13 protein-coding genes are annotated in these 12,716 nt (G+C 65.8%); 8 read left to right on the plus strand and 5 right to left on the minus strand.

The features are described from left to right. Positions 1-14: 14 nt before the first annotated feature. On the minus strand, positions 15-830 hold the full coding sequence (locus ACFO0G_RS15965; RefSeq protein WP_376978817.1) for an ABC transporter ATP-binding protein: 816 nt from the start codon (positions 828-830) through the stop codon (positions 15-17). Between the two features lie 320 nt (positions 831-1,150). On the opposite strand from ACFO0G_RS15965, the gene ACFO0G_RS15970 reads away from it, so the two are divergent. Next, positions 1,151-1,576 (plus strand): CoA-binding protein, encoded by a 426-nt coding sequence (locus ACFO0G_RS15970; protein ID WP_286401525.1) that lies wholly within the window; start codon positions 1,151-1,153, stop codon positions 1,574-1,576. Here the strand turns inward: ACFO0G_RS15970 and ACFO0G_RS15975 are convergent. Then, entirely contained in the window at positions 1,573-2,601 is a 1,029-nt protein-coding gene (locus ACFO0G_RS15975; protein WP_376978819.1) for an isopenicillin N synthase family dioxygenase, read from the minus strand. The genes ACFO0G_RS15970 and ACFO0G_RS15975 overlap by 4 nt on opposite strands. Before the next feature lie 45 nt (positions 2,602-2,646). Between ACFO0G_RS15975 and ACFO0G_RS15980 the strand changes: the two genes are divergently transcribed. The 5 genes from ACFO0G_RS15980 to ACFO0G_RS16000 all read left to right on the plus strand — a co-directional run bounded on the left by ACFO0G_RS15980 (position 2,647) and on the right by ACFO0G_RS16000 (position 5,349). Beyond that, on the plus strand, positions 2,647-3,060 hold the full coding sequence (locus ACFO0G_RS15980; protein WP_286401528.1) for an MmcQ/YjbR family DNA-binding protein: 414 nt from the start codon (positions 2,647-2,649) through the stop codon (positions 3,058-3,060). Then, positions 3,053-3,607 carry a DUF1990 family protein gene (locus ACFO0G_RS15985; protein ID WP_376978822.1) on the plus strand — a complete coding sequence of 185 codons (555 nt, stop codon included), beginning with the start codon at positions 3,053-3,055 and terminating at the stop codon, positions 3,605-3,607. The genes ACFO0G_RS15980 and ACFO0G_RS15985 overlap by 8 nt, the downstream gene beginning before the upstream one ends. After that, positions 3,604-3,921, plus strand: coding sequence for a putative quinol monooxygenase (locus ACFO0G_RS15990; RefSeq protein WP_286401532.1), 318 nt, complete (start codon positions 3,604-3,606; stop codon positions 3,919-3,921). The genes ACFO0G_RS15985 and ACFO0G_RS15990 overlap by 4 nt, the downstream gene beginning before the upstream one ends. Positions 3,922-3,997: 76 nt before the next feature. Then, positions 3,998-4,291 carry a DUF503 domain-containing protein gene (locus ACFO0G_RS15995; RefSeq protein ID WP_376978824.1) on the plus strand — a complete coding sequence of 98 codons (294 nt, stop codon included), beginning with the start codon at positions 3,998-4,000 and terminating at the stop codon, positions 4,289-4,291. A 116-nt stretch (positions 4,292-4,407) separates the two neighbouring features. Further along, positions 4,408-5,349, plus strand: a complete 942-nt coding sequence (locus tag ACFO0G_RS16000; protein WP_376978826.1) for a hypothetical protein — start codon at positions 4,408-4,410, stop codon at positions 5,347-5,349. Between the two features lie 128 nt (positions 5,350-5,477). Here ACFO0G_RS16000 and purL read toward each other — a convergent pair whose 3' ends face one another. From purL to purS, 3 genes are read right to left on the minus strand one after another with little or no spacing between them, the layout of a single operon-like run. Further along, complete coding sequence (gene purL, locus ACFO0G_RS16005; protein WP_376978828.1) at positions 5,478-7,787, minus strand: phosphoribosylformylglycinamidine synthase subunit PurL; 2,310 nt, start codon at positions 7,785-7,787, stop codon at positions 5,478-5,480. After that, positions 7,784-8,557: a phosphoribosylformylglycinamidine synthase subunit PurQ gene (gene purQ / locus ACFO0G_RS16010; RefSeq protein ID WP_376978830.1), complete on the minus strand. Its 774-nt coding sequence runs from the start codon at positions 8,555-8,557 to the stop codon at positions 7,784-7,786. The genes purL and purQ overlap by 4 nt, the downstream gene beginning before the upstream one ends. Position 8,558: 1 nt before the next feature. Further along, positions 8,559-8,810 (minus strand): phosphoribosylformylglycinamidine synthase subunit PurS, encoded by a 252-nt coding sequence (gene purS, locus ACFO0G_RS16015; protein ID WP_015935902.1) that lies wholly within the window; start codon positions 8,808-8,810, stop codon positions 8,559-8,561. A 268-nt stretch (positions 8,811-9,078) separates the two neighbouring features. Between purS and ACFO0G_RS16020 the strand changes: the two genes are divergently transcribed. Together ACFO0G_RS16020 and ACFO0G_RS16025 are read left to right on the plus strand one after the other, a co-directional pair. Continuing rightward, entirely contained in the window at positions 9,079-9,264 is a 186-nt protein-coding gene (locus ACFO0G_RS16020) for a hypothetical protein (RefSeq protein WP_286401543.1), read from the plus strand. Between the two features lie 249 nt (positions 9,265-9,513). Beyond that, positions 9,514-12,645, plus strand: a complete 3,132-nt coding sequence (locus ACFO0G_RS16025) for a S8 family serine peptidase (protein WP_376978832.1) — start codon at positions 9,514-9,516, stop codon at positions 12,643-12,645. Positions 12,646-12,716 lie beyond the last annotated feature (71 nt).

Below are 12,716 nucleotides of genomic sequence, written 5' to 3' on the forward strand. Positions count from 1 at the left end.
GGGGTCAGGGGCGCCTAGTGCCCGTCGACGCCCAGCGTTTCCAGGAGCGAGCTGCGCATGAGCGCGAGTTCGGCTGAGGCGCGATCGCGCGGCCGGCTGCCGGGTACCTGGACTGTCCTGACGATGGTTGCACCCTGCCCGGTGGCGTCGGGGCCGAGGACGATGATGCGGTCGGCGAGCTGTAGGGCCTCGTCTACGTCGTGGGTGACCAGCAGGACGGTGGTGGGCTCTGCCCGGTGGATGTCCAGGAGCAGGTCCTGCATCTTGATGCGGGTGAGGGCGTCCAGCGCGCCGAACGGCTCATCGAGCAGCAGGACGCCGGGGTTCCGGGCAAGGGCACGGGCCAGCGATGCGCGCTGCGCCATGCCGCCGGACACCTCGCGCGGGCGGTGCTTGGCGAATTTCTCGAGCCCCACCAGTTCCAGCAGGCGGGCGACCTTTGCTTTGCCCTCTTTCGCGCTGCATCCGGTGGGCAGGCCGATGGCTACGTTCGCCTGCAGGGTGTGCCAGGGCAGTAGCCGGGGTTCCTGGAAGGCGAAGGCGCAGCGGGGATCGATGCCGTGCACCGGGGTGTCCTCGATAACCACGGAACCGGCGCTAGGGAAGTCCAGGCCCGCCGTGGCGCGCAGGAGTGTGGACTTTCCGCAGCCGGAAGGTCCCAGGATGGCCAGCACCTCTCCCGCTGCCACATCGAACGTCACATCGCGGAGGACGGTATGGGCTGCGGTGCCGGCTCCGAACGTGCGGCGCAGGTTCCTAAAGGATACGGGGAGGGCAGGCGCGTGGCCGGGGTTCGCCCCGACAGAAAGGGGCGACAAAACTGCAGTCATAGGATCACTCCATCGGTCCTGGCAGTAGCACCCTACGGAGGCAGCCTTCGCCGGAGTGGTCGGTTCCGGTACCCACGGCTGCAATCCTTGCTATCGCCGGGGCCGTTGGGGAGCGTCCGGCGACCAGGGTTGCTGCGGCGTCATCGATCCAGGTCTCTCGGCCGCTCGGGATGGTCAAGCACCACTACACAGCAATGAATCGCCGAGAGCAAACTCTCGCGTTTCCGCGCGTAATATTCGTTCATAGCGGCATGAGCGAAGAGCGATCATTCTTTTATTCGATCGCTCCTGCTGCTCAAGGCAAAGCGTAGGCTAATCCCATGGGCCACACGAACGATCCTGCAGTCATCGAACGCCTCATGCGAACCAAGGGGCGTTGGGCCATCGTGGGTTTGACCACCAACGAATGGCGTGCCGCCTATGATGTCTCGCTGTTCATCCGCGACCGGCTGGGCATGGAGATCATCCCCGTCAACTTGCCCGGCGACGCTGTCCACGGCGAAACCGGGTACCGCACCCTCGGTGACATTCCGGCGGAAAAGCGGCCCATCGACGTCGTGGATTGCTTTGTGAACTCGCAGAAGGTGGGCAGCGTGGTGGACCAGGCCATCGCAGTGGGGGCCAAAGCTGTTTGGCTGCAGCTGGGGGTTATCGACGAGGCAGCGGCGGAGCGCGCCAAGGCTGCAGGACTAGACGTGGTGATGAACGCCTGCCCGGCCCAGCTCGCGTGGAAGTACAACCTTTAGCGCTTCAGTAACTCTGGATAGTGCCGTTCGGTGACGTCCGGGTGCGCACGCATCCGGCCTTTGAGCATGTTCATGCCGAAGGAAGCCAGGAGCGGGTTGGCGGGGTCATCGGTGATTCCCCGGGCAGCCGCCTTCAGGTCAGGAGCCAGCGGCACCGGTTCAATGACCGCGTCCAGCCGTGGCGACCAAAAGAACGGCACCGAGTAGCGGTCCACGCCGGGCGGAGGCGCCTGCACACGGTGGATGGTCGCCGCGAGGTACCCCTCGGTGGCAACTTCCAGCATCTCGCCGAGGTTTACCACCAACGCTCCGGGCAGCGGTTCCACCGGCAGCCACTCGGTGGTCCCGGGCGGCAGTACTTCAAGGCCGCCCACCTCATCCTGCAGCAGGAGCGTCACGAAGCCGTAATCGGCGTGGGATCCAACGCCCTGGTCGCCGGCTTCTTCCACCACACCGCCTACGTAGTGCACCAGCTTGCCCATCCACGCAGGCGAATCCCGAAAAGGCTCGTCGAAATAGTCCTCGGGCAGATGCAGGGAAACAGCGATGGCCCGCAGCAGTTCCATCCCCACCCCGGACATCAGGTCCGCCCACTCCATCGCGGCAGTCTTCAGCTCCGGGAAGGTTTCATCCGGCCAGAGGTTGGGGCCCTGCAGCAGCCAGTAGGGCTGGTCGGCCGGATAATCCCTGACAGGCTCGCGCTCCGGTGAGTAGTCAATCTGCTCGCGGGCGTCCGCCCTGCCCTGGGTCACCTCCGTGCCCATCCGGGTGTAGCCGCGGAAATGCGGGGAAAGGCGGTTGTCCAGCTTCATCCGCTCCTCAAGCGGCAGGTCGAAGAAGCGCCGGACAGTGCCCAGGAGCTCTTCGGCCTGGCCCGGCCGGCCGCCATATCCCGTGACTTGGAAGAAGCCAACATCGTGGGTGGCGTGCCGCAGCTGCTCAATAAACCCAGGGCGAAAAGACCCGTAAGGCAGCCGTGCGGAACCTAAATCCAGAACAGGTATTGCTCCCTGGTCGCGTGACATCCCTGCACACTAGCACCGTGCAGGCCCGCTTTATAGGCTTCCTATATGGACCCAAGTGCGCTGCGGGAGATCTGCCTGTCTTTCCCGGGAACCTATGAGGATTTCCCCTTCGGGCCCGAAACCTCGGTGTTCAAGGTCCGCGCCCACATTGCCGGCGGGACCCGCCACGAGGCCAAGCTGTTTGCCCTGTCCTCCATGGACCAGGCCGACTTCTACGTGAACCTGAAGTGCGAACCGGCCCTGGCCGTGCAGCTGCGCGCAGTGCACCCGGCCATTACCGGCGCATGGCACATGAACAAAACCCACTGGAATGGCATCCGACTTGACGGCTCGCTGCCGGACGGGATGGTCCGGGACATGGTGGAGGACTCCTATGACCTTGTGGTGGCAGGCTTGAGCCGGAAGCAACAGGAGCAACTGGGGTGGGCAGGCCTCGAGAGGACAGGCGGCAATGACTGAAGAGGGACAGGTTCCGGGCAAGCTCGGATACCCCGGTGTGGGGAGCACGGAGCAGGGCAGCGCTCCGCAAGGCTACGACCGAGTCCTGGAGGAGGCCCGCCTGGGCACTGGACTGGACGTTTACAGGCGGGTGGCGGACGGCATCCTGGGCTGGGAACTGCAGCGGCGGGCAGGGCTCCGGGTCCGGGCCGATTCGCCGCGGGCCGTCCCCGGGGCACACGTGGTGAGCGGATTCGGCGTCGGGCCCTTCCGCCTGCCCGCACCCTGCCAAGTGGTGTGGGTCCACGAGCCGGCCCCCGACGGTGTTCCCCAATCCGCCGGCTTCGGATACGGCACACTGCCTGGCCACCCCGCCCGCGGGGAGGAATCATTCGAGGTGGAGATCAACAGCCAGGGGGAGGTGTGGCTGAGGATCCGTGCCTTCAGCAAGCCCTCCAACTGGTTCTATGCGGCCGGCGGCCCGGTCACCCGGGCGACGCAGCGCTACGTTACTTCCCGGTACATTGAAGGAGCACGCAGTCTCGCCGCGGAAGGAAAAACCAAGTGATCTTTATCGTCGTCAAGTTCAAGGTCAAGCCCGAGTGGTCGGAGCGCTGGCCGGACCTCGTGGCTGATTTCACCGAAGCCACCCGCAAGGAACCGGGCAACCTGTGGTTCGACTGGTCCCGCAGCCTGGACGACCCCAACGAATACGTCCTGGTGGAGGCCTTCAAGGACGACGCGGCCGGCGACCACGTGAACAGCGACCACTTCAAGAAGGCCATGGCTGACATGCCCCAGGCCCTCGTCGAGACGCCCAAAATCATCAGCCGCCAGCTCGACGGCGAAGGCTGGGACCTGATGGGCGAACTCACCATCTAAACCCCGTCGATTGCTCCGTACTTGTCGTTTTGACCCGCCAAAACGACGAGTACGCAGCAGTCGATAGCATGAAGCCATGTGGATTGGCTGGACCGAGTTCGACATCCTCCTTGGCGACGTACACAGCCTGAAGGAGAAACGCTCCGTGGTCCGGCCCCTCCTGGCCGAGCTCAAGCGCCGCTTCGAGGTCTCAGTCTCCGAGACGGGGGACCACAGCCAGTACCGGCGCACGCAGCTCGGCGTTGGCCTGGTGGCAGCCGACCGGGCGCACCTCGTGGAGGTGCTGGCCGCCGTCGAACGCTTCGTGGCAGGCCGCCCGGAGATCGAACTGCTCAGCGCCCGCCAACGGGAACTCCACAGCGAAGATTAACCCATCGACTGCTGAGTATTTGTCGTTTTCACGCGCCAAAACGACAAGTACTCAGCAATCGATGGAGGGTGTGGATAACTTCTGCGCACTAATCCTGATTCTGGTGTCATGGACCGATGAAGACCCCACGCTCATTACCGGAGGAACTCCGCGGCCGCCCCTTTACCGTTGCTGACGCAGCTTCTGCGGGCCTATCACCGCGGCGTTGGCGGCATGGGTCGCTGGAGCGCTTCGGCCGGGGCATCAGGATGGAGGGCACGACGGCGGCGCTTTCGTTAGGCGCGCGGGTCCGGCCTTTCGTTGAGGTCAACGAGCTCTGCGCCGCCTCGCATGTTACGGCTGCGGAGCTTCACGCGCTGCCGCAGCGGCGCCAGGACGGGACCTTTGACGTTTTCCACCTGATCCGGCCCGAAGGCGCAGCCCACCTGGACAGGCCCCACGTCATCGTCCACCGCATGAAGCTGTACGGGGACGAAGTCACGGCAATTGACGGGGTTCCGGTCACGACCCCGGCGCGTACCTGGCTCGACATGGCGGAATTGCTGTCCCTCGATGAAATCGTGGCCATAGGGGATGCCTGCGTTCGCATGCCCAGGCCGGAGTTTGAGGACCGGGACATGCCGCTGTGCAGCGTATGGGATCTGCAGCGGATGGTTGACGGACACCGGGGAAAACGCGGGCTCCGGAAGGCGAAGGACGCCCTGGAATTGATCCGGGTCGGCTCGGATTCGGCCCAGGAAACCATGCTGCGGCTCGCGATTGTGCGCGCGGGGCTGCCCGAACCCGAGCTGAATGTCCCAATTATCACTGAGGACGGCATCAGGCATCACAAGCCGGACCTGTCTTACCGCAAATACCGGATCGGCATCGAGTACGAGGGCGAACACCACGGCGAGGAAAGCCAGATCGCCAGGGATATAGCGCGCTCTGAACGGTACGCCGCCTTGGGGTGGACGGAGGTCAGGATCTCCAAGCGCCACATGGTCAACGACGCCAAACCGGCCGCGGCCAAAGTCCTTGTTGCCTTGGCGGAGGCCGGCTGGCGAAGGGGCTCTTAAAAACGATTGTCCCCACCGGCTCCCAGCCTTCGCAAGCTCAGGCCGGGCCCCTCGCCGGCGGGGGCCCACCGTACTTGTCGTTATGAGGCTTCAAAACGACAAGTACGGAGCACTCGATGGGGGTGGGACTAGCTGAAGTACTTCGGCAGGGTCCCCTCGTGGGCTTCGCGGAGGGCGTCGAGGGAAAGGGCGTCCACGCCGTTGATCTCCAGCTTGCCGCTGTCCGCGTCCACAACGCCGATGCGGGTGTGGGCGAAGCCGCGGGCGGTGCACATGTCCGTGAAGCGGACTTCCTCGGAACGCGGGACGCCCACGATGGCACGGCCCTGCGACTCGGAGAAGAGCGCCGTGAACAGGTCCACGCCGTCCCTGTCCATGATGTCCTGGAGGGCGATCCGCGCACCCACGCCGTAGCGCAGCGAGGACTCCACAAGGGCCGCCGCGAGGCCGCCCTCGGAAAGGTCGTGCGCGGCGTCGATCATGCCGTCGCGCGAGGCGTTGATCAGGATCTCGCCCAGGGCGCGTTCTGCCTCGAGGTCCACCTTCGGCGGCTGCCCGCCCAGGTGCCCGCGCATGTTGGCCCATTCGGAGCCGTCCAGCTCGGCGCCCGTGGTGCCCAGGAGGTAGATGGCCTGGCCGTCTTCACGCCAGCCCGACGGCGTGCGGCGCGCAACGTCGTCGAGCTTGCCCAGGACCGCCACCACCGGGGAGGGGTGGATGGGCGTGGTGCCCGTCTGGTTGTACAGCGAGACGTTGCCGCCGGTGACCGGAATCCCCAGCACCATGCAGGCGTCGGACAGGCCGCGGATGGCCTCGGCCAGCTGCCACATGACGTCCGGGTCCTCGGGGGAACCGAAGTTCAGGCAGTCGCTGACGGCCATGGGGATGGCGCCCGCGGTGGCCACGTTGCGGTAGGCCTCGGCCAGTGCCAGCTGTGCGCCGTGGTACGGATCGAGGTAGGTGTAGCGGCCGTTGGCGTCGGTGGCCAGGGCAACGCCCAGGCCGGTCTCCTCGTCAACGCGGACCACGCCGGCGTCGTCCGGGAATGCCATGGAGGTGTTGCCACCCACGTACCGGTCGTACTGGTTGGTGATCCAGGCCTTGGAGCACATGTTCGGCGAGGCCACCAGTTCGGTCACAGCGGCTGCAAGCTCGGCCGGAGCCGCCGGGCGTCCGGCGTCCTGGACGGACCCGGTGAAGGTGTCGGCCTGGACCGAATCCTGCCACTCGGGACGGGCGAACGGGCGGTCGTAGACCGGGCCGTCGTGCGCCACGGTGCGGGGATCGACGTCGACAATCACGTCGCCTTCCCACGTGATGATGAGGCGGCCGGTGTCGGTGACCTCGCCCAGCCAGGAGTACTCCACAGCCCACTTGTCCATGACGGCTTCGAACGCTTCCACGTTCTCCGGCGTGACCACGGCCATCATGCGTTCCTGCGACTCGGACATCAGGATCTCGCCCGGGGTCAGCGTGGGGTCGCGCAGCAGGACGGAGGTCAGCTCAACCTGCATGCCGCCGTCGCCGTTGGACGCGAGCTCGGAGGTAGCGCAGGAGATGCCCGCGGCGCCGAGGTCCTGGATGCCTTCCACCAGGGAGCCCTTGAAGAGCTCCAGGCAGCACTCGATGAGCACCTTCTCGGCGAAGGGATCGCCCACCTGGACGGCGGGACGCTTGGAGGGCTTGGTGTCGTCAAAGGACTCAGAGGCCAGGACGGAGGCTCCGCCGATGCCGTCGCCGCCGGTGCGTGCACCGAACAGGACCACCTTGTTGCCCTTGCCCGAGGCGTTGGCCAGGCGAATATCCTCGTGCCGCATGACGCCCACGGCGAGGGCGTTGACCAGCGGGTTGCCCTGGTAGACGGAGTCAAACACCATCTCGCCGCCGATGTTGGGCAGGCCAAGCGAGTTGCCGTAGCCGCCGATGCCGGCCACTGCGCCGTGCATGACGCGCGCGGTGTCGGGGTGGTCGATGGCGCCGAAGCGCAGCGGGTCCATGACCGCCACGGGGCGGGCGCCCATGGAGATAATGTCGCGGACAATGCCGCCGATGCCGGTCGCAGCGCCCTGGTAGGGCTCAACGAACGACGGCGAGTTGTGCGATTCGATCTTGAAGGTCACGGCCCAGCCGTCCCCCAGGTTGGTCACGCCGGCGTTTTCGCCGATGCCCACCAGCATGTCCTTCTTCATTTCCTCGGTGACCTTCTGGCCGAACTGGCGCAGGTGGTTCTTGGAGGACTTGTAGGAGCAGTGTTCGCTCCACATGACGGAGTACATGGCCAGCTCGGCGCCGGTGGGGCGCCGGCCCAGGACCTTGACGATCTCGTCGAACTCGTTCTGCTTCAGGCCCAGCTCTGCCCAGGGCAGCTCGGTGTCCGGGGTCTTGGCAGCGTTCTCGACGGTGTCGATGTTGAACTTCTTGGTGGTTTCGGTGGTCACTTGTCGCCTCCCACAATCTTGTTCAGTACGGAGGTGAAGAAGCCCAGTCCGTCGGTGTCGGACCCGCCGATGCCATCGAGGGACTCGGGACCGAAGCCCGGCTCCACGGCGTGCTCGGGGTGCGGCATGAGGCCCACCACGTTGCCGGCGGCGTTGGAGATGCCGGCGATGTCCCGGCGTGAACCGTTCGGGTTGAAGCCTACGTAGCGGAAGACGACGCGGCCCTCGGCCTCAAGGGCGTCCAGGGTTTTCTCGTCAGCGATGTACTGGCCGTCCTGGTTCTTCAGCGGGATGGTGATCTCCTGGCCCGCCTGGTAGTCCAGCGTCCACGCGGTGTTGCTGTTCTCGACGCGGAGCACCTGGTCGCGGCAGAGGAACTTCAGGTGGTCGTTCTTAATCATCGAACCGGGGAGCAGGTGCGACTCGGTAAGGATCTGGAAACCGTTGCAGATGCCGAGGACGGGCAGCTTGGCATCGGAGTTCGCGGCGTCGATGATCTTGGACATCAGCGGGGCGAAGCGGGCAATGGCGCCGGCGCGGAGGTAGTCGCCATAGGAGAAACCGCCGGGGATGACTACGGCGTCCACGTCGCCAAGTTCGGTGTCGCCATGCCAGAGTTCGACGGCGGTGGCGCCGGCCAGGCGGACGGCGCGGGCAGCGTCCCGGTCGTCCAGGGTGCCGGGGAAGGTGACGACGCCGATGCGGGCGCCGGCGAGGCGCGGTTCCGCCGCGACAGCGACAGCTTCGCCGATCAGGGGAAGTTCAGTCATCTCAGGCCTCGACGACCTCGACGTTGACGACGTCCTCGATCACGGGGTTGGAGAGGAGGGTTTCGGCGGCGTCACGTGCCTGGGCCAGGATTTCCTCCGTCACCTCGCCGTCGACCGTCAGTTCGAAACGCTTGCCCTGGCGGACAGAGCTGAAGCTGGTGAAGCCCAGCCGGGGGAGAGCGCCAACGATTGCCTTCCCCTGCGGGTCCAGAATCTCGGGCTTGGGCATGACGTCAACAACGATCCGGGGCATCCGGTAACTCCTGTGCGTGAGCTTGGGTAAGGGCGCAGCGGAGTGGTGCCGTCTCACGCCGTACCGGGATGTTGGGGACAAGTGGTCACCTGCGTTGGTTCACCATGAGGTCGGGCGCTCCGCGAGCTTGCCTTCCCATTCTACCGGCCCGGACACGTCCCTCTGTATTCGGCGGGTTCGGGGCCGGAACGCCGCGTGGAACGGCCCGCTCCGGCTCCGCTGGCAGGGTGGTCTGGAGTTGCCCGAAGGCCTTCACTAGGATTGCTGGATGGCTGAGAATTCAAAGTCCGTGCTGTTGCCGATGGTTGCCGCAGCGGTGTTCGCCGGCCTGGGCAGGATGGTCTTCCAGAAGATCAAGGCAGACCGGTTGGCCCGCGAAACGCGGATAGCCGGCCCGGTGGATGAAAAGACCAGGCAGTGGATCAGCGACGTGGTGCGGACCCCGCGCCAGTAACGCGGCCTCCCACCTGCCACTCGTCCGGGCGTCCTTCGGGGCGCCCTTTTTCATGCCCGGAACTGTCCGGGCATGCCCATATGACAAGCAAAAAAATCTCAAATGTGCTCTATGTCATATCCCGCTCTCAGTCTGTACTCTGTGATCAGTCTGGTCTCAGCAAATTACAAAACCTGTAATTTCCTCTGCAGTGCCAGTCGTTCGGGGGCGCCCACCAAGTCTGGGCGGCACATCGTGAAAGGGTTGCACGTGAAATCAACTGGAAAGAGCCCCTTGCGGGCTGGGGGACTCCGGAAGGCGGCCGCGCTGGCCGTCGGGTTGCCCCTTATCCTCAGCTCGCTGGCAGTAGGTCCCGCTTCGGCGGCCCCTGACGGCAAGGGCGTGGGGAATGCTTCTTCCAGCGCCAAGGACAGTCAGTTCAAGGACGGCCGGTACATCGTAGTGCTGGCCGGGCCCGCTGCCGCGGCCTATGAAGGGGGAGCTCCCGGGCTTGGTGCAACCAAGCCCCAGCAGGGCAGGAAGCTCGACGCCGGCAGCCCCAACTACAAGGCCTACGACGCCCACCTGCGCAAGCAGCAGCGTGATGTCGCGGCTGCCCAGGGAGTCACACCGGCCAAGCAGTACACCGCGGCCCTGAACGGGTTCAGCGCAGAGCTGACCGCGGCCCAGGCTTCGGCGTTGTCCAAGGACACCCGCGTCCTGGTGGTGGCGCCCGACGTTGAAAACAAGCCGGACTACACCACCACCGACTTCCTCAAGCTCACCGGTCCCGACGGTTCCTGGGCCAAGCAGTTCGGCGGAGAAGCCAACGCCGGCAAGGGTGTGGTGGTGGGCGTCATCGACTCCGGCTACGCACCGGACAACCCCTTCCTCCAGGGCGAAGCGCTGAAGCCGCTGCAGGGGAGCCCGCAGGTGGGCGTTCCCTACCGCACGGCTGACGGCAAGATCGCCATGCTGAAGTCAGACGGCACCACCTTTGAGGGCGAATGCCAAAAGGGCGAGGGAACCGGGGCAGGGTTTGACGGCTCGCTCTGCAACTCGAAGGTCATCGGTGCCCGCTACTTCGCAGACTCCTTCCTCCAGTACGTGGCGCCGGGAAACCGGGCACCGGAAGAGCAGATCTCCCCGGTGGACGTCGGCAGCCACGGCACCCACACCGCCACCACGGCAGCCGGTAACGCCAATATTGAGCAGGTGATTGACGGGGCCAGCTTCGGCAAGAGCTCGGGCGTGGCCCCGGCCGCCAAGGTCTCCGTCTACAAGGTCTGCTGGGAGGACACCAACCCGGACACCGGCGGCTGCTACTCCTCGGCCTCCGTTGAGGCTGTGGACGCAGCCATCAAGGACGGCGTCGACGTCCTGAACTACTCCATTTCAGGCAACAACAACAGCACTACCGATCCGGTCGCGCTGGCCTTCCTGAACGCCGCAGCCGCAGGAATCTTCGTCTCGGCCTCCGCAGGAAACTCCGGTCCTACGGCTTCCACCGTGAACCACGCATCGCCGTGGCTGACCACTGTGGCCGCCTCCACCTTCCCCAGCGACCTGCAGGGCACCGTCAAGGTATCCGACGGATCGCTGTACCGTGGCGCCTCCATCATGAAGTCCGAAGTGGTGGACAAGCCTGTTGTGGTCGCCGCCGCTGCCGCTGCCGCCGGCGCCGCAAATCCCAACCTGTGCGGTCCGGGAACCCTCGACGCCACCAAGGTGGCCGGCAAGGTCGTGGTCTGCGACCGCGGAGTGGTGGACCGGACTGCCAAGAGCAAGGAGGTCATGGACAAGGGCGGCGTGGGCATGATTTTGGTGAACCTCACCAGCAGCTCTGAGGACGCCGACAACCACGTCATCCCCACGGTCCATGTCAACGCGCCAAAGAGCCTGGAACTGAAATCCAAACTGGAAGCCAACCCTGCGCTGACCGTCAGCCTGGTCAAGGGTGACCTGACTGGCCTTCCCCCGGCTCCGGCACCCCAGATCGCGGGCTTCTCGTCACGCGGACCCACCTTCGCCTCCGGCGGTGACCTGCTGAAGCCGGATATCTCTGCCCCGGGCGTCAACGTCCTGGCCGGCGTCTCCACCATTGGCAACCACGGCGACCAGTTCGGGTTCATGTCCGGCACGTCCATGGCCGCGCCGCACATCGCCGGTTTCGGCGCCCTGGTGCTGGGCAAGCAGCCCAAGTGGACCCCCGCCATGGTGAAGTCCGCCATGATGACCACGGCCTACCCGATGGTCAACGCCGATGGCTCGCCCAACACCGACCCCTTCCAGGGCGGTGCGGGGCACATCGATTCCACCCGGGTCCTCGATCCCGGCCTGGTGTACGACTCCGGTATCCAGGACTGGCTCGGCTTCCTCAACGGCCAGGGTGTGGACACCGGCGCTCCGCAGGCAGGCTCCGTCGCTGCCCGCGACCTCAACCTGCCTTCCATTGCCCTGGGCAGCCTTGTGGGCGAGGTCCAGGTGAAGCGCAAGCTGACCGCTCTGGTGCCGGGCATGTACCGCCCCGAGGTGAACATGCCGGGCTTCAACGTCAATGTGGAACCCAAGGCCCTGAACTTCGCCAAGGCGGGCCAGACCCGCGAAGTGACCGTGACCATCCGCAACGTCAGTGCACCCGTGGGCAAGTTCAGCACCGGAAGCCTCACCTGGAAGGGCCCGCGGACGGTGACCTCACCGATCGCCATCCGCCCGGTCGACGCGCAGATCGCCCCGTCGTTCTCGTTCAGCTCCGCCACCGGCACCGGCAGCGGAACCATGGAACTGGTGTCCGGCTCGGACAGCCCCATCGCCGTCGGCGTCGAGGGCCTTGCACCACTGAGCCAGACCGCGATCACCAAGACGCCGGGCGAGTACGCGCCTACAAATGACGCACACAACGCCCTGGTCCAGGTGAAAGTGCCTGCCGGCGCCTCGTTTGCCCGGCTGGGCATCCAGGCGCAGTCGAACGACGTCGACTGGGACATGGTGGTCTACGCACCGAACGGTTCGGGCGGGCTGGCGGCCACCCAGGTGGCCACGGCATCTGCCAGTGAGTTCCTGGACATCGAGTCTCCGCGGGCCGGAACCTACTATGTGGTGGCCAATCTGTACGCCACGCCGGACAATGGGGCCGCCACTGCCTCCGTGCAGGCGGTGACCTTCGCCGGTGACGCGGGCAACCTTACGGTGAACCCGAACCCCATTGTGGCACCGAACGGAACCGCAACCTCGGCGACGCTGAACTGGACCGGGCTTGCTGAAGGCTCCTACCTCTCACGGCTGAGCCTTGGCAGCAACGGCATCAAGACCTGGGTGAACGTCCAGGTGGGAGCGGGCAACGCTCCTGCCCCGGCCGGCGCTCCCCAGCTTGACCTGGCCCAGGCGGTACCCGCCACCTGACCGGGTAGACATGGGGGGAGGTCCCGGGTGGTCGTCAGGCCGCCCGGGACCTTTTCTGTTCCCGCGGCTTC

This window comes from Arthrobacter sedimenti (assembly GCF_042652025.1).
Taxonomy (GTDB): Bacteria; Actinomycetota; Actinomycetes; order Actinomycetales; family Micrococcaceae; genus Arthrobacter; species Arthrobacter sedimenti.